Below are 20,514 nucleotides of genomic sequence, written 5' to 3' on the forward strand. Positions count from 1 at the left end.
TAAACCATTGGAAATGACTAGGGGGATTCTAATGCCAAAGGGAGAAGGCAAGCTTATTGCCCAAAATAAAAAGGCGAGGCATGACTATGCCGTAGAAGAAACATATGAAGCGGGGCTTGTGCTGCAAGGGACAGAAATCAAAGCGATTCGCGGAGGCCGCGTGAACTTGAAGGATTCCTTTGCACGTGTTCAGAATGGGGAAATCTTTATACACAATATGCATATCAGTCCATATGAGCAGGGGAATCGATTTAATCATGAACCGCTTAGGACGCGTAAGTTACTACTTCACAAGAAGCAAATCAATAAACTGATCGGTGATTCCAAAGAAGCGGGTTATTCAATCGTTCCTTTAAAGTTATATATCAAAAATGGTGTGGCAAAACTTCTGATCGGGCTGGCACGTGGTAAGAAGAAGTATGATAAACGTGAAGATTTGAAGCGGAAAGAAGCGAACCGATCAATTCAAAGAGAATTGGCTCAGCGTCAAAAAGGAATGTGATACTACCGATTTCCGGAATATGGCATTTGCAATTATCTCAGGATTTGTTATACTAATAGATGTCGCAAGGATATTGCGGCTGTAAGAACAATTGAATAAGTGACTTACACGCTGAACTTATTCTTTCCCGTTCTTCCCTTTCTATCATGGGGACGTTACGGATTCGACAGGGATAGTTCGAGCTTAGGTCGCGAGCCGTAGGGATCGTCTACGTTAAAACGTCAAAGCCAATATAACTGGCAAAACTAACAATAACTTAGCTTTAGCTGCGTAATAGCACTTTAGCTGTTCCTCCCTCCATCGCCTATGTGGTAGGGTAAGGGACTCACTCTTAGTAGGCTACGCCGGAGTCCACCGTCTGAGGACAAAGGAAGAGATCAATCAGACTAGCTACACGGACGCCCGTCGATAGGCAGAAGCTGTAGCGAACTTGCGAATATATCGACTACGCTCGTAGACGCTTAAGTGGCGATGTTTCTGGACGTGGGTTCGATTAGTTAGTAGTCGCCTTGTGTGGTAACACATAAGTGAAAATTTGGCTTTATCGGTGAAACCTAAGTCACACATTGTGTGATAGGGCAATGCCGAGCGGTATGTGGAGCAATCCAACAGCCGTGTATCGACTTATAGGCTGCCGAAGATCGGTAGTACTAGGATGCGGAATCCTATCTGAGAGCAGATAAATTTATATTTCGCATAATACGCCAAAGGACCTGAAACTACAAGGTTCAAGATATAGTCAGTGCCATGTCGAAAGCATGGAAGTGCACGTCCCACCGTCTCCACCAAATACATATTTGGTGGTTTTTTATTTGGTTTGTAACGTAAGAGATACTATTCTTCCGTTTGGAGTGTACTCTTATTAAACAGTTTTTAAACTCATAATCACCAATTAAGCTTTTCCTCGCTTAATTGCGCTCTTTCATCAACTGTTTCAGGAATTTCATAAGTGATATCAGGTGATACAAAACCACTATCACTTTCGGACTTCTTGTTCTACCGGAATTTTCCTCAAAGTATTCTAGTTAAATCATTCTCAATAAATGATAAATGATCATCGATAATCAATATTTTTTGAACAATAAATTCCTTTTAATATCTTGCAAAACTCTTAGTTTAAACTACGGCTATGTTTTTTGACCTGGGCTTTTGGATATTATTGGTTTTTAAAATGAATAAACAAAACAAATAGTTATTACAATTTAAAAAATCCCTCTTCAAAAATTCATCTACTTCCTTAGTATCTATACCTGAATTTATATCATTCGTAACTAAAATACATTATTTTTCAAATATTTAATTCCTTATTGCAATTTATTTGCACATTTAAAGGGTAATGTATAAAAACCTACTTAAGAAAAGGAGATGATATTTTGTTAGATTTAATCGGGGAATCAGCGAAGACCTCCCTGGGGTATTTCTGGAAATCCGGCTGGGCATTTGTTTTAGGTTATTTGATCAGTTCCATGATCCAGGCATTTGTCCAAAAGGATAAGATGGTGAAGTATATGGGAAATGCCAGCTTGAAATCAGTGGGGTTATCTTCGTTGTTTGGTGCGATTAGTTCATCTTGTTCCTTTGCGGCTCTGGCTGCCGGGAGGAATCTATTTAAGAAGGGTGCTCATTTCATCACGACCCTCGCCTTTTTATTTGCCTCTACAAATCTGGTAATTGAGTTAGGGATTCTTATTTACATCTTCCTGGGATGGCAGTTTGTTGTGGCTGAAATGATTGGAGGAATTGCACTCATTCTCATTACATGGCTATTAGTGAAACTCACTTTCCCAAAAAAATTGGTGGAAGAAGCCAGAGAGCATGTGGAAGATGAGGATGAAGAAAGCGAGGAATTCGACTGGAAAGAAAAAATCAGGTCCAGAGAAGGCTGGCTGCAGGTTGGTCATGAATTCGTCATGAACTGGAAGATGGTATGGAAGGAAATCACGATTGGATTCACCATTGCCGGGATGATGGCGACCTTTGTATCTGAGGACACTTGGAAGAGCTTCTTTTTGGCCGATCATCCTGATTCATTCTTAAAAGTGTTGGAGAACGCACTTATCGGGCCATTGGTTGCCATGCTGACCTTTATTGGTTCCATGGGGAATATTCCTATATCCACCATACTTGCCTCAAGTGGAGTGGCCTTCGCAGGAATCATGGCGTTTATTTATTCTGATTTAGTCGTTCCGCCCATTATAGCGGTTCATAAAAAATATTATGGACTTAAAACGGCCTTATATATTGCCGGAGTATTTTATGTATCGATTATTTTAACAGCATTGGGAATGCACTATAGCTTTACAGCGATGGGATTTCTCCCTGAAGAGGCGAAGCAGGTCATGAATGAAGATCCATTTAAGATTGATTATACATTCTGGCTGAATATCGTGTTTGTCGTGGTAGCCGGTGTATCCATTTATTTAAACAAATTATTTAAGGAGTCGGATGCCCACTCCCACATGATGATGATGGAGGGAGATTCGAAGTTCAAGACCATTGTGACTTATTTATGCCTGCTTTATCTGATAGTGGGGACGATTCTTTTTATTAGTTAGAATATGCGAATTCTAAGTGTGCTCCGTTAGGACGGGGCACACTTTATTCCATTTTTAAAGGCTCCTAACCTCTCATAGATACCCTGGATTTTTGCAGATTCTTTGCAAAAATAAATAAACTGGTTCCGACGAACAAAAAAATGTTTTATCCGTTTAATGGTATCTTATCTGGTTATAGTAAATGTGTAGCAACTATCCAATACCAGGGAGGAATGTAAGATGTCACATGAAAAGTACCAATCTGCCATCAAAGCACTGCATGAGTGTATGGAAGCCTGCAATCACTGTTACGATGCTTGCCTAAAGGAAGAGGATGTCAACATGATGAAAGAGTGTATCCGCTTAGATCGTGAATGTGCCGACATTTGTGCATACTTAGAGCAATCCCTAGTAAGAGGCACACCATTTGCAGCTGAACTGGCTCAAGTGTGTGCGAGGATTTGTGAAACATGTGGAGAAGAATGTAGGAAACATGATCATGATCATTGCCAGAAATGTGCCGACTCCTGTTTCAATTGCGCAGAAGAGTGTAAAAAAATTGCTTGAACAAAAAAAGAGGGAAGACAAATCAATTGTCTCCCTCTTTTCCCTACTTCATTTATATTTTCCACTGGTACCCGATACCCCATATTGTTTTTAAGTGGTCTTCGATGGGGAATCCAGCTCTTTTAAGTTTTTCCCTCAGGTTTCTGATATGGGAATCAACGGTTCTGATATCGGTTTTGGAATTAATGTCCCACACCATAAGAAGAAGTTGTTCCCGGGTGTAAACCCGTTCTGTATTCTTCATTAACGAATGCAGAATCTTATATTCTTTTAACGTAAGAGAAAGGATATCCTCTTCAAATTTTAACGTATAAGTATATCCATCTAATGTGAAATTTCCCCTGATCAGTTGTTGATCGTCTTCTACATGATTATATTGTGTTTTTCTTCTGAAAAGGGCATTTACCCGTGCCACAAGTTCTCCTTCGTCAAACGGTTTAGAAATATAGTCATCTGCCCCAACGTTTAATCCCTTCACGATATCATCTTTTTCTCCCCTTGCTGTTAACATGACGATGGGAACATGAGAAAACACCCTGATTTTTTCACATGTCTGCCAACCATTCAGTTCAGGCATCATAATGTCTAAAATGACCAAATCAACGGGATGTTGTTTCATATATTGTATGGCATCATAGCCACTATTCTTCTTGGTACATTGATATCCGTGAGGAGTAAGATACAACTCCAGCAGATTTAACATCCTCGTTTCATCATCTATTAATAAGATCGTGTTCACCAGTCAACCCTCCAAGCATCAAAGTATGATACGGATAGACGTCCCTTTACCCGGCTCACTCTCGATTGATATATGGCCACCGTGGGCTTCCACCAATTCTTTCACAATGGATAACCCGAGACCGGACCCTCCAAGTTCTCTTGAACGTGATTTCTCTATTCTATACAATCGATTAAATACATGTGGAAGCTCATCAGGAGGAATGCCCATCCCTTGATCTTTAATTATAAGGACCAATTTTTCTGACTCAGTCTGTTCAATTATGACAGATGTCGTTGAATTAGCATTCGAATATTTCAGTGAGTTATCTAAAAGATTCATAATGATTTGTTCCAGTCGGATAGGATCTCCGTGGAATGAAAATTCTTTCTTGGCAGACAGGACCAAATGGACTCCCTGGCTTTTAAAAGCGGGAGTGATCTTGTTTACGATTTTTAGGAAAAATGGGGTTGAGTGTATCTTTTCCATATGAATAGAAAAGTTGTTTTCATCAATCTTAGCTAATTCAAATAGATTTTCGATTAATTTTACAATGGTTTTGGATTCTTCCTGGATAATTTGTAAATATTCTTTTCTTTCAGTCTCGGAAATGTTATCCCGAAGAGCGACATTCGTATAGCCTTGAACATATGTCAGGGGTGTCCTGAGTTCATGTGAAATATTAGCCAGAAATTCAGTACGGTCATTTTGAAGAGTTTCTAAATCATTGGCTAACGTTTGAATGGAAGCGGAGAGATCCCCAAGCTCGTCTTTCCCCAGTGTTGGAAGCTTCACCTCGAAGTTACCATTACTCAATTCTTCTGTAGCCTGCTTCATTTTGATCAGTGGACGAGTCAATATTTTGGAGAGTAGAAAATGAATACAAGCAAGTATGATGAGACTCATGATTCCGGCCAGTAGAAAATGGCCGTTTAAGTTACGAATTAAGTTTCGTAATGGTGAAGCGCTTTTAAACATATACACATAGCCTTTGTGTTCGTCCTTTTGGAAAGGTGTGACGGTAGCTAAATAATTCACATCTTTCCAATTCGCTTCAATCACCCTCCCTTCACGAGGCAAGGATGTGGGACTGTGATGTATTAGCTCCCTCATTCCACTGGTTAATTTCTTTGAGCTGATAGTGACCTGATGGTTTTTATCAGTAATCACGACTTCCGTTTCCGTTTTGGATTCCATGAGGGCAATATGATGCAAGGTGGTATTGGAATAACGATCCTCCAGTACATCACGGTGACTGTTCCCCCGGGATAGAATGGACTGAAACTCTTCCTGTATCCGGGAATCGATAATATTATCATGGAGATAAAGCATTAATAATCCTTCCATGATGAATACGGCTATCGTAAAGCAGACAGCTAATTTAGTTGATATTTTATTCATAATAAAAACCTCGTTTTAGCCTTTCTCTCTTGAATATAACGTGAAAATATGAAAAAAGTATGCAAAAGGACCGTGTAGATGATTTTGCATCATCTACAAGACTCGATCCCGCAGCAGTTGTCACGAAAATACCACACTTCGACATACTTTCTCCATACTATTTGCATTTTTAACGGATAAAATTTAAAGAATAGTACTAGAAAGGGAGGTATTATCATGAATAAGGCTAGAAGAAAATCGCTCCTATTTATTGTTACAGCTCTTTTTCTCATGTTGAGCGCTTGTTCAAATAATCAAGAAGAGAAGAAAAAAGATGGTGATAACGAGCATGAGAATGAGATGACAGAGGAAAAAGCTGATATGAAACATGGTGACATGAATCACTCGGGTTCAGGAAAAGTACCAGAAGGCTTGAAAGAAGCATCAAGCCCCAAATATGAAGTAGGAAGTCAAGCTGTCCTGAAAGCTGACCATATGGAAGGGATGAAGGAAGCGGAATCAACCATTTCGGGTGCTTATGAAACGGTTGTCTATACGGTTACCTATGAACCAACCACTGGTGGAGAGAAAGTGGAAGACCATAAATGGGTCGTTCACGAAGAGCTAAAAGACGTTGGTGATGAACCTTATAAATCGGGAGACGAGGTTATTCTGAATGCCGATCATATGAAAGGGATGAAAGGGGCTCGAGCTACGATTGATTCCGCTGAAGAAACGATTGTCTATATGGTCGACTACACGCCAACATCAGGAGGAAAAGAAGTAAAGAATCATAAATGGGTCACAGAGAGCGAGTTATCTCCAGTAGAATAATAAGGAAAAAGAGATGACCTGTGTTTTTGAGGTCATCTCTTTTTTGACCCACGTCATCAGGCTAAGTTATTTAAAAAGATAAAGAAATTGATAGAAAACCGCTAGTGGTAAAGAATAAAATTCACAGGACAACAGCACATTCATAAAAATTCCAGTTCAAACAGTTGACGAAAAACGATTACAGTTGTAAACTATAAACATCAAACGATTACAGTTGTAAACGAAAGAGGTGAGAACCTTGCCCAAAGAAGAAAAACCGGAAATCACGGATTCTGAATGGGAAGTCATGAGAGTCGTCTGGACGCTTAAAGAAGTGACCAGTAAGGAAATTAGCGCTGTTCTCTATGAAAAAAAAGAGTGGAAGCCGGCAACGACGAAAACTTTTATTGGGCGCCTGGTCAAAAAAGGGATGCTGACAACCGAGAAGATCGGCAACCGTTTCATTTACAGGGCAGGAGTCAGTGAGGAAGACAGTCTTAAAACACTGAAGTCAGGGCTATTCACTCATATTTGCAGCCGGGCAGTCGGAAAGACAATCGCCGATTTGATTGAAGAAGCAACGCTGAGTCATGATGATATCGCCCTGCTCCAACAAGCTTTACACACGAAGAAAAAGGATGCTGTCGACCATATCGCATGCAATTGCGTACCTGGACAGTGTACGTGCAAAAAAATTCATGGCATGAACTGCCAGCATTAAAAGGAGTGTTTATATAATGGAAAAAACATTATTAAAAGTATCGGGTATGACATGTGGAAATTGTGTAAAAAAATTAGAAACGGTTCTGAATGGACTTGATGGTGTGCAGCAAGCAAAGGTTGATCTCGAAAATGGAGCGGCGAAGGTGAAGTATGATGAATCAAAGCAATCCCCAGAAAGTTTAAGCAGAGCAGTCTCTAATGCTGGATATCAAACAGAACCAACCAAATAGTAAAAGGTGGTCGGCACAATGACTGAGAAAACATTAAATATCGAAGGGATGACATGTGCCTCATGTTCACAGGCTGTTGAGAAAGCAACGAAGAAATTGGCTGGTGTTCAACAGGCGAGTGTAAACCTTGCAACAGAGAAATTGACTATTACTTTTGATGAAAATGAACTCACGATTGAAGAGATCAAGAAAGCCGTGGATGAGGCTGGTTATAAAGCGGTCATAGAAATGGAGAAAAAAACCTTCAGTGTGACAGGCATGACGTGTGCCTCATGTGTGCAATCGGTAGAAAAGGCCACAAGGAAACTGGATGGTGTCAAGGAATCGACGGTCAACATGGCGACAGAGAAAATGGTCATTGAGTACGATTCCGCCGTCGCATCAGTTTCTGATATAACAAATGCGGTTGCAGATGCCGGTTATGCAGCACGTGAAAACACAGACTCTGAAGATTCAGTGGACGAAGACAGGGATAAGAAAGAGCAGCATATCAAGACCATGTGGAAACGCTTCTGGATTTCCGCCGTTTTCACGGTGCCTTTGCTCCTCATTTCCATGGGCCATATGTTCGGCATGCCGCTCCCCGAAGCCATTGATCCGATGATGAACCCGTCTGGATTTGCATTATTGCAATTGGTTCTTACACTTCCTGTTATGGTCATGGGTAAACCATTTTTCACCGTGGGATTTAAGACGCTTGCCAAACGCCATCCTAACATGGATTCACTGGTGGCATTGGGGACCGGGGCAGCGTTCTTTTACAGTCTTTTTGCTACCGTCATGATTATTATTGGCAGTGAGGGCTATGCACAGAGTCTCTATTTCGAATCGGCAGCCGTCATCCTCACCCTCATAACATTAGGGAAGTATTTCGAGGCGCTTTCGAAAGGGAAAACGTCGGAAGCGATCAAGAAGCTGATGGGGCTTGCACCTAAAACAGCCACTATAGTAAGAGATGGAGTAGAAGTCGATATCTCAGTCGATGAAGTGGAAGTCGGAAATATCATCATCGTGAAACCCGGTGAGAAGATTCCGGTGGATGGAGTGGTGACAGAAGGGAAAACATCCGTCGATGAAGCGATGCTGACCGGGGAGAGTATCCCTGTTGAGAAGTCACCTGGATCAAACATCATCGGGGCAAGCATCAATAAAAACGGCACCATCCGATACGAAGCCACGAAAGTCGGGAAGGACACGGCATTATCGCAAATCATCAAGCTCGTTGAAGATGCTCAAGGCTCAAAGGCACCGATTGCCAAAATGGCCGATATCATTTCAGGGTATTTTGTTCCGATTGTCATCGTTCTTGCCATTCTATCCGGTCTTGCCTGGTATGTTTCAGGAGAGTCAGGCCTCTTCGCCTTTACGATTGCCATTTCAATTCTCGTTATTGCCTGCCCATGTGCCCTGGGACTCGCGACACCTACTGCGATCATGGTCGGAACCGGAAAGGGTGCTGAAAACGGCGTTCTGATTAAAAGTGGCGGCGCCCTTGAAACGACTCATAAAATAGACACCATCGTGTTCGATAAAACGGGTACCATCACAGAAGGAAAACCTGTAGTGACGAATATTGTAACGTCTGAAAGTATGTCAGAAGACGAGCTCCTGACTCTTGCCGCATCTGCTGAAAAAGGATCTGAGCATCCCCTGGGGGAAGCAATTGTCAGGGAGGCAGAAAAGAGAGGACTAACACTTCGCAAGACGGACTTCTTTGATGCCATTACGGGACACGGGATTGAAGTGACGATCGAAGGAGACGATCTTCTGCTCGGTAACCGCAAATTTATGGATGATAATGACGTCGAAGTAGGTGAATTGGCAGAAGTCTCAGACCAGTTTGCCGCCGAGGGGAAAACGCCGATGTATATCGCGATTGAAGAAAAAATTGCCGGAATCATTGCCGTCGCCGATACGGTGAAAGAAACAAGTCTTAAAGCCATTGAAACGCTTCACAGAATGGGACTTGAAGTGGCGATGATCACGGGAGACAACAAGCGGACAGCCGAAGCGATCGCAAGAGAAGTCGGTATCGACCGTGTGCTGAGTGAAGTATTGCCGGAAGATAAAGCAAATGAAGTCAAAAAACTACAGGAAGAAGGCAGAAAAGTAGCGATGGTCGGAGACGGAATCAATGACGCTCCTGCACTTGCTCAAGCCGATATCGGGATTGCTATCGGATCCGGTACAGATGTTGCAATGGAGTCGGCAGATATCGTCCTGATGAGAAGTGACCTCATGGACGTACCGACAGCCGTCGAACTAAGTAAAGCCACCATCCGCAATATCAAGCAAAACCTTTTCTGGGCATTCGGCTATAATGTCCTCGGCATTCCCATCGCAATGGGGATTCTATATCTGTTTGGCGGACCTTTACTAAACCCAATGATTGCTGGAGCAGCCATGAGTTTCAGCTCCGTGTCCGTGCTTCTGAACGCCCTCCGACTGAAAGGCTTCAAACCATTAAGAAATTAGTGGGAACAGGCTTTTTTAAGTGATCATATGCATGTTCGTGTAATAGATACCTACTTAATCACACACCGGAATATTCTTATACTCAGATAATTTTGGTTGTGTCATTAATTATAAAAAGGGATGTTTCGAAGGGAGTATTGAAAAGTACAGCCGAATAGCGGGAAGGTACGAAAAGTCGAGGCTCGGCTAAATATCGCCCCTCTCTCTGTAATCAACCAGCACTTTCCTTTGAAAGCAATAAAGTCTTTGAAATCAAAAATAGATTAAAATTTTCTCAATAATCAACCTATAAAACGCTCTCAATGTTATTTTCAGATAACGTTGGGAGTTATTTTTTTGTCCATTCAGCAATTCTTTCCAACATTGTTACCGTTCTGTGAATAAAATGCGTCTAAATTTCGAAAATCCGTTTAAAAGTGCAGTTATTAAAGGTACCCATTTAGAGAATTTGATAGTATAGGTCTACGAGAGTAAATTCTACATAAAGGAAGGTGATTTCTTTTGTTAAATAAATTCAAACCGTATTTAATTGTCTTAATAAGTCTAATTTCGTTATTTTTCATCATTATATTCAGTACTGATAGCGAACTAATCATCCTGGATCCAAAAGGTCCGGTTGGAGCCGTCCAAAAAGATCTGATTATGCTGTCAATCTATTATATGCTTGCCATTATGTTTGTCGTACTTGGTTTCTTTACAATCATATTATTTAAGTATCGCAGCAGTAAAAAGAATAGTGATTATAAGCCGAATATGCACGGGAGTACTTTCCTAGAGGTCATTTGGACACTGATTCCTGTCCTGATCGTCATTGCATTATCCATCCCCAATACAAAAGCCCTTTATGAATTAAGGGACGCACCTGAAGCTACCGCCCATAAGGATCCGATCGTGATCCACGCGACGGCTGTCGATTGGAAATGGATTTTCAGCTATCCTGAAGAAGGAATCGAGACAGTAAACTATGTCAATGTTCCTGAGGATCATCCGATTCTTTTCAAAGTAACAGCAGCGGATTCTATGGCTTCATTCTGGGTACCGCAAATCGGCGGACAGATCTATGGAATGCCTGGTATGGTCAATGACTTATATCTGCAGGCGGATGAGCCAGGTACGTATGATGGAAGAAACTCAAACTTCACTGGTGAAGGAATGACTCATCAAAAGTTTGATTTCGTCGCGTTAAAAGAAGATAAATATGAAGATTGGGTTAAAGATGCTCAATCGAACGAACCGAAGCTGACAGAAGAAACCTATGAAAAACTGATGCTTCCTGAAACGGTTGATAAGATGACATTCTCATCTACTCACCTAGCATTCGTCGATCATGGGAAGAATTCAGAGTATGCCATGGCAATCCGTCAGAAATATGGCCTGGATACCACGGTTGGTGGAGCAGAGAAAGATGCTATGAGTGTTCACGGACATATGGACATGGAAGGCCATGGTGACATGGAAGATCATGACGACATGGACCATGATGATAAGAAGAAAGAAAAAGACCATGATGACCATGAAGATAATGGCAGTCATGAGCACTAAGAGAGGAGGACTTTAAATGTTTGATTTTATTAAGGATAATCTAATCCTCAACGATCCGTTGATTCTAGGAGCCAACATTTCGATCGTTTTCACTGTAATCGGAATCGTTGCAGTCCTCACTTACTTTAAAAAGTGGAAATGGTTGTGGAACGACTGGATCACAAGCGTTGATCATAAAAAAATCGGGATTATGTATATCCTGGCAGCACTTGTCATGCTCTTCCGCGGAGGAGTTGATGCGCTCTTGATGAGGGCACAATTGACAGTGCCGAATAATGAATTTTTAACATCTGAGCATTACAATGAAATCTTTACAACTCATGGTACGATCATGATCCTTTTCATGGCGATGCCATTCTTACTTGGATTGATGAACGTGGTCGTTCCTTTGCAAATCGGTGCACGGGACGTAGCATTCCCGTATTTGAATAACCTGAGTTTCTGGTCATTCATGTTCGGAGCAATCCTTTTCAATATTTCATTCGTATTCGGCGGTTCACCGAATGCAGGTTGGACGAACTACGCACCACTTGCGATTGAAGGCAGCCCTGGGCCGGGTATAAACTATTACCTCCTGGGCTTACAGATATCGGGGATTGGTACACTACTCACAGGGATTAACTTTGTCGTCACCATCATTAAGATGCGTGCACCTGGCATGACGCTTCTTCGTATGCCCATGTTCACATGGACAACGTTGATCACGGCTTTCATCATCGTATTTGCATTCCCGATTTTGACTGTTACGTTAGCCCTGATGACATTTGACCGTATATTCGGTTCCCACTTCTTCACCCTTACGGATGGCGGTAACCCGATGCTATGGTCAAACCTTTTCTGGCTATGGGGACACCCGGAAGTATATATTGTCATATTGCCGGCTTTCGGTATTTTCTCAGAGATCATTGCTACATTCGCAAGAAAAACATTGTTCGGCTATAAATCTATGATTATCTCACTTGTAGCAATCTCAGGGTTAAGCTTTGTTGTGTGGGTCCATCACTTCTTTACAATGGGTGGCAGCGCAGCAGTGAACAGTGTGTTCTCTATTTCAACGATGGCGATTGCCATTCCGACAGGGATAAAGATATTCAACTGGTTAGGTACCTTATTTAAAGGTAAAATCGAATTTACTGTCCCGATGTTATGGTCTGTTGCGTTTATCCCGACATTCCTGATCGGTGGGGTGACAGGGGTTATGCTTGGAATGGCTGCGGCCGACTTCCAATATCACAATAACTACTTCCTGGTAGCTCACTTCCACTACACACTGATCGCCGGTGTTGTATTTGCCTGCTTCGCAGGACTTGCATACTGGTATCCGAAGATGTTTGGTCATAAAATGAATGAACGGATCGGACGATGGGCTTTCTGGTTCTTCTCCATTGGTTTCAATCTTTGTTTCTTGCCGCAGTTCGTATTAGGATTTGCGGGTATGCCGAGACGTGTGTACACGTACGGACCTGAAGACGGCTGGACGTCATTGAATGTGATCTCTTCTGTTGGAGCTTTCGGAATGGGAGTCGGGTTCATGATTCTTGTGTATGGTATTTACTACAGCTTCCGTTTTGCGAAGAGAGAAACAACAGGTGACGCATGGGATGGACGTACCCTTGAATGGGCGACAAGTTCAGCGATCCCGCCTCATTACAACTTTGCACATGTTCCTGAAGTAAAGAGTCATGATGCATTTTATGATATGAAGCAAGAAGGAAGAAAGATGGTTCCTGATAACTTCGAATATCAACCGATTCATATGCCAAGTAATGCCGGGACACCATTCATCATGTCTGCATTGTTTTTCGTCGCAGGATTTGGTTTAGTGTTCGAACTGTTCTGGATGGCCATCATGGCATTAATCGGTATCTTCGGATGCATGGCATTCCGTTCAATGATGTCACACAAACAGGATGAAGGTTATTATGTAAGTGTGGAAGAAATAGAAAAGACTGAAAATCCGTATAAGAGGGAGGCGTGAGCATGGCACATAGTACGAATATAGATCCAAACACGCCGCTTGAATATCAATCCGATATCGGTAAACTGAACATTTTCGGATTCTGGGTTTTCCTGGGCGCGGAAATCGCTTTGTTTGCCACTATTTTCGCAACGTTTTTCGCTCTGAAAGCCGGAACGATGGGTGGCCCGCTTCCAAGTGAAGTGTTTGATATGAAGAATACGATCATCATGACGCTACTCTTATTAATCAGTAGTTTCACGTCTGGTCTATCAATAAATGAATTACGAAAAAGAAATGTCAAATCCATGATGGTTTGGCTGATCATCACATTATTATTCGGATTGGGATTCCTTTACATGGAAATCACCGAATTCATTCATCTGGTCCATGAAGGAGCTGCCATGGGTACGAACGCATTCTGGTCATCCTTCTATTTACTGACTGGAACGCATGGTCTCCACGTATCAGTGGGTATTCTGTGGATTCTTCTCGTCATGTTCCAAGTGAAGAACCGGGGATTGAATCCTGATACCGCTAAAAAACTATTTGTATCCAGCTTGTATTGGCACTTTCTGGACTTTGTCTGGATCTTCGTGTTCACAAGCGTGTACTTATTAGGGATGGTGGGATAATGTCACATAACACGAATCATAGTGGACTTCCTTGGACTCAGATCATTGGATTTATCTTATCGATTGCGTTGACGTTCTTAGCCGTCTGGTTTGGACTTTATACGAATATGGCATATGAACTGATCATAGCCATCGTATTCGTCCTGGCCTTCATACAGGCAGCCATTCAGCTCTTCATGTTCATGCACGTAACGGAAGGTGAAGGCAGATGGCAGGTAGGTAAGATGATGTCAGCCGCATTCATCGCGATTGTCATCGTGGCAGGATCTGTCTGGGTATTGAGCAATATGCATTAAGGAAAGAGTAATAGTTGCACGGGCTGTTGAATTCATATTCAACAGCCTTTTTTCTATACTCTATTAAAGGACCTGGATAGGACAAAAGGTTGATTGACAAGCGCAGTTCCATATTCATATAATATCAGTACATATGATAATGATAATCATTATCATTATCATTATAGTCCAGGAGGTTAGTTCAAGATGAAAGTCAATGAAACAGAATTTTTTATCTTAAAAGAGAACAAAGCAGATAATTTTTTATTCCGCCCCGTTGATTTTGACAGGGATTTGGCCACTTTGTATGGGTGGATGCATCAACCACATATTGCCCCATTCTGGAAATTGAACCTGCCGTTGCCGGAGTTTAAGCAATGGTTACGGAAGTCTATTGCAACAGAGCATAAAGATATATATATCGGAACGATGAACGGAGAACAAGTGTGTTATTTAATCGCATATTCCATTGAAAATGATCCAATCAGGGAATTTTACGAATATCAAAATGGCGATTTAGGGATGCACTTGCTCATTGGGCCCAAAGCTTACTTGAATAGAGAAGATGGGCTTTCTATCATCAGGTCGATGATTACCTTTCTGTTTGACCAATATAAGGATACGGGCAGAATTGTTGGAGAACCTGATATTCGTAATAGAATCGTGATTCCAATCTTGAAGAAATTAGGAGGGGAGGTAGTTAGTGAAATTAATCTGCACAATAAAAATGCCTCCTTGATCATGGGTGAAAGAGGACCAGTCATGGATAGAATATTGTCTGATGTACGGGTGGAATGGTTGAAATCCATGAATACTCATAGGGAAGAACCTGTCAGATGAAAGTGAAAACGTCTTTAAACCATCAAATAGGCGAACTATTACATACAATTAGTAAGAAAATGAAAGAACTTAACCACCCCCCATTGGATATCCTGACCCCGGTGCAATCCAGAGAGTACTATACGATAGCCAGAGAATTCTTTATCCCGATACCTGTTGAGGGAATAGAAGTTGAAGATACATTTATTCCTTCAGAAGAGGGGCATTCCATTCCGGTTCGAATCTATTCACCAAGTGGACAGGGTCCATTTCCTGTTCTCATTTATGCCCACGGTGGAGGATGGGTCTTTGGAGATTTGGATAGTTCAGACAACCTTTGCAGGTATTTCGCAAGACATGCCTCCATCACTGTCGTATCGATTGGCTACCGACTGGCCCCTGAATATAAATACCCTGCAGCTTTTCACGATGTGATTGAAGCTATAACATGGTCCTTCAGGAACATGTTTCGATTAAAGGGTGACGAGACAAGGGTAGCCGTTGGCGGTGAGAGCTCAGGCGGGAACTTGGCAGCAGCGGCTTCCATCTATTTCAGCGGAAGTGAAGATTATCAACTGTCCCTGCAATTTCTTATTACACCTGTGTTGGACTATAACTTCGACACACTCTCTTATAGGGAAAATCACCAATATAACCTTACAAATGAAAAAATGAGATGGTTTTGGGGGCATTATTTGAATGATCCTTATGAAGGTTCAGAAGTATATGTTTCTCCTTTAAGACTGTCAACCTGTGAAAAATTGCCGGATACATTCCTTATTACGGCTGAATTTGATCCACTTAGGGAGGAAGGCATAGCATATGTGGCACGGCTGAAAAAAGCCGGGATTACCGTTGAACATCTGCATTATGAGGATATGGTCCATAGTTTCGTTAATATGATAGGCAGTGTTGAAGAAGCCCGGCGTGCATTAAAGGAGATGACCGGAAAGCTTAAGGACTTGCTGCACACTGAGAAATAGAATTAATGCATATAAACGACATACTGAAATGTTAAAAAAGGTTATAGAAAAATGTTTCTATAACCTTTTACTCCACTTCTGAAATTTATTCTTCTTTAGCTTCGTAATTAAACTGCCACTGAATACCAAATTTATCGGTTACCTGACCATATAATTTGCTCCAGAAGGTTTCTTGAAGCTCCATGTCAACCTTCCCGCCTTCTTTTAACTTATGGAAGCGGGATGTCAATTCCTCCGCATCCTCGCTTACGAGGGCCAGGGTGATATTGTTACCTTCTACAAAAGGCATATTTGGAAAAACATCTGAAAACATGACGTTACTGCCATCGATGGAAAGTCTTGTATGTAGGACTAGATTTTTTGCTTCTTCAGGTAGAGGGTAATCAGGATGGGGTGGTGCCTCTGCAAATGTCATGAACTGTGGTGCTTCCGTTCCGAATACTTCTGCATAATACTCAACTGCTTCCCGGCAATTGCCATTAAAGTTCAGGTAAACATTGACCGACATGTACATCACTCCTAAATTTGATATGGGCATTCTATTGTATTGTATCATTTTTATATACAGTTTTAGCAATAGAAATTAGAAAAATCAAAAAATAATAATCTTAAAGAACCTCATCCCTCTAAACCGAGAGTGGGGGTTGATTGTATGGATATCCTTCTGCATTTTACTCCCCTTTTTCTTATTGAGGGAAGTTTATCCTTCGGGCATTTGAATCATATGAAAAAATGAAGAAAATGAAATTATTGGTGTTTCTCTCAAAATCGTTGCCTACTGACCAAGTAATTGATAGAATCATCAATTGAGCAACTGTAAATCGAAAACGGGGAGTAGAATAATGATAAACGTCATGACTGGATTTAGAATAGAAAAAGATTTCCTTGGAGAAAAAGAAGTACCTGAAGATGTGTACTATGGAATACAAACGTTACGGGCAGTGGAAAACTTCCCGGTTACCGGCTATAAAATTCATAAAGAGATGATTGATGCCTTAGCCGTCGTAAAGAAGGCAGCAGCGCTGGCGAACATGGAAACCACGCGTCTTTATGACGGGATCGGTCAAGCCATTGTACAGGCATCTGATGAAATCCTTGAAGGGAAGCTTCATGAATTCTTCATCGTTGATCCCATCCAGGGAGGAGCAGGGACTTCCATCAACATGAACGCCAATGAAGTCATTGCTAATCGTGCCCTGGAGCTCATGTCCCATGGAAAAGGAGAATACGGAAAGATTAGCCCGAACAGTCACGTGAATATGTCACAGTCAACCAATGACGTATTCCCGACGGTCATCCATATTTCCACGCTTAAATTATTGGAGAAACTTCTTGCTACGATGGAACATATGCTGAACGCCTTTAAGAAGAAAGCCCAGGAATTTGATCACGTTATTAAAATGGGGCGTACTCATCTGCAGGATGCTGTTCCGATTCGCCTTGGCCAGGAATTTGAAGCGTATAGCAGGGTGGTAGAGCGCGATATAAAACGGATCGGACGAACACGTGAACATCTCTATGAAGTAAACATGGGGGCTACTGCAGTAGGAACTGGATTGAACGCGGATCCTGTTTATATCAAGAGTGTCGTGAAACATCTGGCTGATATCAGTGGTTTGCCATTAACCGGAGCTGAGCACCTTGTCGATGCTACGCAAAATACCGATGCCTACACTGAAGTTTCGGCTGCATTGAAGGTATGTATGGTTAATATGTCCAAGATCGCCAATGATCTGCGTATGATGGCTTCAGGCCCACGCGCCGGTCTGGGTGAAATTTCACTGCCATCCAGGCAGCCTGGTTCTTCCATCATGCCTGGTAAAGTGAATCCGGTCATGCCGGAACTGATCAATCAGGTAGCCTTTCAGGTGATGGGCAATGATCAGACCATCTCCTTGGCATCGGAAGCCGGCCAGCTTGAACTGAACGTGATGGAACCAGTACTTGTATTCAATCTCCTTCAATCCATCAGCATCATGAACAATGCGTTCAGAAGCTTTACAGATAATTGCCTTGTTGGGATCGAAGCGAATGAGACACGTATGAAAGAGTATGTGGAAAATAGTGTGGGGATCATTACAGCTGTGAATCCTCACTTAGGATATGAGGTCGTGTCACGTATTGCCAGGGAAGCCATTCTAAAAGGGAAATCCGTAAGAGAGCTTTGCCTGGAATATGATGTTTTGACTGAGGAAGAGCTTGATTTGATCTTGAATCCTTATGAAATGACGAATCCTGGAATAGCAGGGCGTGTGCTTTTTGAACGTGAATGAAGGAACAATATTCACCAATTCGAATAATTAGGGGAACCAAAATAAATAAAAGCTTGCAGAGAGCGTAAAAATTCTCTGGAAGCTTTTTTTACTTAACGATAAATCTAAAAACCACTTTACTATTCGGCCTCCTTTTACTCTACAAAAATGTCTAAGTTCGTAGTTTTCCCATATGAATTCCACTTTTTATCGTTATTTTGGAGTATTTGTCATGTAGTAAATGGGAGATGGTATTCTATTAACCTAGGTATAAAAGATATGATGATAATCTTGCAGAATTAGAAGGTACTAGCCTAAAGCTTGTGGATGCAGGTTTAGTAGGCCGACACCCTTGAACTAAAAGAAAACTGGGGAACGTAAATAAGAAGTGGATCTAAACTTTACGAAAATATAAATGAAAAGGCCATTGAATTAGTAGAAATCAACTTCCTTGAAACTGATCCAGGGGTGAAAGATGATCCAAAGTCAAAGGATAAATATCAAGGTCAGACCTAGAAGATATAAAAGCTGAATTGAGAAGTGAATAAATAAAGGAAATGACTGGCTCATTAGATTGTAGATATGAGTCAGCCTCTATTCCCTTGAAAAGGTAAAGTAGGATATTTATTTATATTTTTCCTTTTTTATTCATATTTATAAGATTAAATATCTATAGTTAATAGCTTATAAGATACCTCTGTCCTATGTATAATGATAGATATATACAAGGGGGAAATGAAACCATGTCTATCGGCAGGATTATCTACTACCATCGAAAAAAACAAAATAAAACCCAAGAGCAACTTTGCAGAGGGATATGTTCCACCACTCATTTAAGTAAGATTGAGAATAGTTCTAAAGAGGGGAACCTGGAAACATTAGAATTACTTTGTAAACGACTCGGTGTCTCAATCGAAGAGGAAACGAAAATAACCCAAGATTTAAAACGTCAGTTGGCACAATTCTATGAAGCGATAGAAAGACTTCATCGAGATCATGCCGAAAGACTGTATCATGAGTTAGAAAAGCATAGAGACTATATTCAATGTACAGAAATGGTTTACTTATATGAACTTTACATGCTTCGATATCTATTATTCACAAATAACACGACCAAGTATGAACAGGTATCTCATGGATTAAAAAAGAATATGAGCAAATTTTCTTCGTTTGAAAAATACCTGTGGCAATTCTTTCAGGGAATTTATTTTGGACAAAAAAGGCAATATAGACAGGCGATTTCCACCTTTGACAAAATAGAGGATAGAGCTGATCTTTACAGTGAAAAAGTGACAGATTACTACTATTATAAAGCGGCCAATCATGGACTATTAAAGCATTTTACGTTGTCTCTCCATTACTCCCATAAGGCATTGCGGATCTTTCAGAATACAGGGAATATATTACGGATCCTTCATGTGAAAATAGGACTATCCGCCAATTTAATATACATAAACGATCTGGAACGGGCAGAAGACATGCTGCATACAGCCTTAAACGATGCAGAGATGTTAAAGGATTACGACACGAAAATTACCGCTCTTCATAATTTCGGTTTGTTAAATAGAAAAAAAGGAAGGCTTCAAGAGTCGTTAGAATATTTCACCCAGTCGCTGAAATTTAAAAAAAAGCACACAATCGGTTATTATGGAACATTGGTTGAAGTAGTTCAAGTACTGCTGGATTTGAACGAGAATGAGCAGGCAGTAAACATCATGCAGGATGTTCTAAAGGACTTTAAAGATCAGCAATCCAGTGAATATGTTGAGTTAATGGTGCTGTATTTAGAGGCGATAAAAGATGAAAAACGGCTCATTTATTACTTGACTGACCGTGGTTTGCCTGCTATGAAACAACATGATCTTTATAAGGCAGTAACATATTCAGAGCGATTAGCGGGATTTTTCAAGCAAAAGGGTGATTTAACTTCTGCCAATCAATATCTTCTTTTATCCAATGAACTATTAAAAAAATTGCTCTTTAACCATGATGGGCAAATTTGAATAAAATGTTTAACAAGCAACTGTTAATAGTTGCTTGTTTTTTGATTATTTATGAATTTTAATAGGGATTATATACACTTCTTTGATAGTAAAATACACCTATTAA

18 protein-coding genes and 1 other RNA gene are annotated in these 20,514 nt (G+C 41.1%); 16 read left to right on the forward strand and 3 right to left on the reverse strand.

What is annotated here, in order from left to right:
• The first annotated feature begins 31 nt into the window (after positions 1–31).
• The 4 genes from smpB to BAA9072_RS07750 all read left to right on the forward strand — a co-directional run bounded on the left by smpB (position 32) and on the right by BAA9072_RS07750 (position 3,603).
• Positions 32–502 carry an SsrA-binding protein SmpB gene (smpB, locus tag BAA9072_RS07735; RefSeq protein ID WP_201714110.1) on the forward strand — a complete coding sequence of 157 codons (471 nt, stop codon included), beginning with the start codon at positions 32–34 and terminating at the stop codon, positions 500–502.
• A 156-nt stretch (positions 503–658) separates the two neighbouring features.
• Positions 659–998, forward strand: a transfer-messenger RNA (tmRNA) gene (ssrA, locus tag BAA9072_RS07740).
• Between the two features lie 877 nt (positions 999–1,875).
• A complete protein-coding gene (locus BAA9072_RS07745; protein WP_201714111.1) occupies positions 1,876–3,057 on the forward strand; it encodes a permease in 1,182 nt (393 codons plus the stop codon).
• A 219-nt stretch (positions 3,058–3,276) separates the two neighbouring features.
• Positions 3,277–3,603, forward strand: a complete 327-nt coding sequence (locus BAA9072_RS07750; protein WP_201714112.1) for a four-helix bundle copper-binding protein — start codon at positions 3,277–3,279, stop codon at positions 3,601–3,603.
• 52 nt (positions 3,604–3,655) lie between these two features.
• Here BAA9072_RS07750 and BAA9072_RS07755 read toward each other — a convergent pair whose 3' ends face one another.
• On the reverse strand, positions 3,656–4,342 hold the full coding sequence (locus tag BAA9072_RS07755; protein WP_201714113.1) for a response regulator transcription factor: 687 nt from the start codon (positions 4,340–4,342) through the stop codon (positions 3,656–3,658).
• Between the two features lie 18 nt (positions 4,343–4,360).
• Positions 4,361–5,722 (reverse strand): sensor histidine kinase, encoded by a 1,362-nt coding sequence (locus BAA9072_RS07760; protein ID WP_201714114.1) that lies wholly within the window; start codon positions 5,720–5,722, stop codon positions 4,361–4,363.
• 216 nt (positions 5,723–5,938) lie between these two features.
• Between BAA9072_RS07760 and BAA9072_RS07765 the strand changes: the two genes are divergently transcribed.
• From BAA9072_RS07765 to BAA9072_RS07810, 10 genes are all read left to right on the forward strand, one after another.
• On the forward strand, positions 5,939–6,535 hold the full coding sequence (locus BAA9072_RS07765) for a YdhK family protein (RefSeq protein WP_201714115.1): 597 nt from the start codon (positions 5,939–5,941) through the stop codon (positions 6,533–6,535).
• 238 nt (positions 6,536–6,773) lie between these two features.
• On the forward strand, positions 6,774–7,235 hold the full coding sequence (locus BAA9072_RS07770) for a CopY/TcrY family copper transport repressor (RefSeq protein WP_201714116.1): 462 nt from the start codon (positions 6,774–6,776) through the stop codon (positions 7,233–7,235).
• Positions 7,236–7,251: 16 nt separating this feature from the next.
• The gene (locus BAA9072_RS07775; protein ID WP_201714117.1) at positions 7,252–7,467 is read left to right on the forward strand and encodes a heavy-metal-associated domain-containing protein; all 216 of its coding nucleotides are present in this window, start codon (positions 7,252–7,254) and stop codon (positions 7,465–7,467) included.
• 18 nt (positions 7,468–7,485) lie between these two features.
• The gene (locus BAA9072_RS07780) at positions 7,486–9,942 is read left to right on the forward strand and encodes a heavy metal translocating P-type ATPase (RefSeq protein ID WP_201714118.1); all 2,457 of its coding nucleotides are present in this window, start codon (positions 7,486–7,488) and stop codon (positions 9,940–9,942) included.
• A gap of 501 nt (positions 9,943–10,443) precedes the next feature.
• The gene (qoxA, locus tag BAA9072_RS07785; RefSeq protein ID WP_201714119.1) at positions 10,444–11,484 is read left to right on the forward strand and encodes a cytochrome aa3 quinol oxidase subunit II; all 1,041 of its coding nucleotides are present in this window, start codon (positions 10,444–10,446) and stop codon (positions 11,482–11,484) included.
• Positions 11,485–11,500: 16 nt separating this feature from the next.
• On the forward strand, positions 11,501–13,462 hold the full coding sequence (gene qoxB / locus BAA9072_RS07790; RefSeq protein WP_201714120.1) for a cytochrome aa3 quinol oxidase subunit I: 1,962 nt from the start codon (positions 11,501–11,503) through the stop codon (positions 13,460–13,462).
• 2 nt (positions 13,463–13,464) lie between these two features.
• The gene (gene qoxC, locus BAA9072_RS07795; RefSeq protein ID WP_201714121.1) at positions 13,465–14,076 is read left to right on the forward strand and encodes a cytochrome aa3 quinol oxidase subunit III; all 612 of its coding nucleotides are present in this window, start codon (positions 13,465–13,467) and stop codon (positions 14,074–14,076) included.
• On the forward strand, positions 14,076–14,372 hold the full coding sequence (qoxD, locus tag BAA9072_RS07800; protein ID WP_201714122.1) for a cytochrome aa3 quinol oxidase subunit IV: 297 nt from the start codon (positions 14,076–14,078) through the stop codon (positions 14,370–14,372). The genes qoxC and qoxD overlap by 1 nt, the downstream gene beginning before the upstream one ends.
• A 186-nt stretch (positions 14,373–14,558) precedes the next feature.
• Positions 14,559–15,191, forward strand: a complete 633-nt coding sequence (locus BAA9072_RS07805; protein ID WP_201714123.1) for a GNAT family N-acetyltransferase — start codon at positions 14,559–14,561, stop codon at positions 15,189–15,191.
• Entirely contained in the window at positions 15,188–16,153 is a 966-nt protein-coding gene (locus BAA9072_RS07810) for an alpha/beta hydrolase (RefSeq protein ID WP_201714124.1), read from the forward strand. Before BAA9072_RS07805 ends, BAA9072_RS07810 begins: the two co-directional genes overlap by 4 nt.
• Before the next feature lie 85 nt (positions 16,154–16,238).
• Here the strand turns inward: BAA9072_RS07810 and BAA9072_RS07815 are convergent, their stop codons facing one another.
• Positions 16,239–16,661, reverse strand: coding sequence for a VOC family protein (locus tag BAA9072_RS07815; RefSeq protein WP_201714125.1), 423 nt, complete (start codon positions 16,659–16,661; stop codon positions 16,239–16,241).
• Positions 16,662–16,995: 334 nt separating this feature from the next.
• Between BAA9072_RS07815 and aspA the strand changes: the two genes are divergently transcribed.
• Positions 16,996–18,426: an aspartate ammonia-lyase gene (gene aspA / locus BAA9072_RS07820; protein WP_201714126.1), complete on the forward strand. Its 1,431-nt coding sequence runs from the start codon at positions 16,996–16,998 to the stop codon at positions 18,424–18,426.
• Between the two features lie 722 nt (positions 18,427–19,148).
• Positions 19,149–20,408 (forward strand): helix-turn-helix transcriptional regulator, encoded by a 1,260-nt coding sequence (locus BAA9072_RS07825; RefSeq protein WP_201714127.1) that lies wholly within the window; start codon positions 19,149–19,151, stop codon positions 20,406–20,408.
• Positions 20,409–20,514 lie beyond the last annotated feature (106 nt).

It is taken from the genome of Rossellomorea arthrocnemi, assembly GCF_904424705.1.
Classification (GTDB): Bacteria; Bacillota; Bacilli; order Bacillales; family Bacillaceae_B; genus Rossellomorea; species Rossellomorea arthrocnemi.

Bases quoted from the DNA above. Each gene is read 5' to 3' on its own strand.
- qoxB (WP_201714120.1), top strand. From the start codon at position 11,501: ATGTTTGATTTTATTAAGGATAATCTAATCCTCAACGATCCGTTGATT.
- BAA9072_RS07805 (WP_201714123.1), top strand. From the start codon at position 14,559: ATGAAAGTCAATGAAACAGAATTTTTTATCTTAAAAGAGAACAAAGCA.
- qoxD (WP_201714122.1), top strand. From the start codon at position 14,076: ATGTCACATAACACGAATCATAGTGGACTTCCTTGGACTCAGATCATT.
- BAA9072_RS07760 (WP_201714114.1), bottom strand. From the start codon at position 5,722: ATGAATAAAATATCAACTAAATTAGCTGTCTGCTTTACGATAGCCGTA.
- BAA9072_RS07815 (WP_201714125.1), bottom strand. From the start codon at position 16,661: ATGTCGGTCAATGTTTACCTGAACTTTAATGGCAATTGCCGGGAAGCA.
- BAA9072_RS07780 (WP_201714118.1), top strand. From the start codon at position 7,486: ATGACTGAGAAAACATTAAATATCGAAGGGATGACATGTGCCTCATGT.
- BAA9072_RS07825 (WP_201714127.1), top strand. From the start codon at position 19,149: ATGTCTATCGGCAGGATTATCTACTACCATCGAAAAAAACAAAATAAA.
- aspA (WP_201714126.1), top strand. From the start codon at position 16,996: ATGATAAACGTCATGACTGGATTTAGAATAGAAAAAGATTTCCTTGGA.
- BAA9072_RS07810 (WP_201714124.1), top strand. From the start codon at position 15,188: ATGAAAGTGAAAACGTCTTTAAACCATCAAATAGGCGAACTATTACAT.
- qoxC (WP_201714121.1), top strand. From the start codon at position 13,465: ATGGCACATAGTACGAATATAGATCCAAACACGCCGCTTGAATATCAA.
- BAA9072_RS07775 (WP_201714117.1), top strand. From the start codon at position 7,252: ATGGAAAAAACATTATTAAAAGTATCGGGTATGACATGTGGAAATTGT.
- BAA9072_RS07750 (WP_201714112.1), top strand. From the start codon at position 3,277: ATGTCACATGAAAAGTACCAATCTGCCATCAAAGCACTGCATGAGTGT.
- smpB (WP_201714110.1), top strand. From the start codon at position 32: ATGCCAAAGGGAGAAGGCAAGCTTATTGCCCAAAATAAAAAGGCGAGG.
- BAA9072_RS07765 (WP_201714115.1), top strand. From the start codon at position 5,939: ATGAATAAGGCTAGAAGAAAATCGCTCCTATTTATTGTTACAGCTCTT.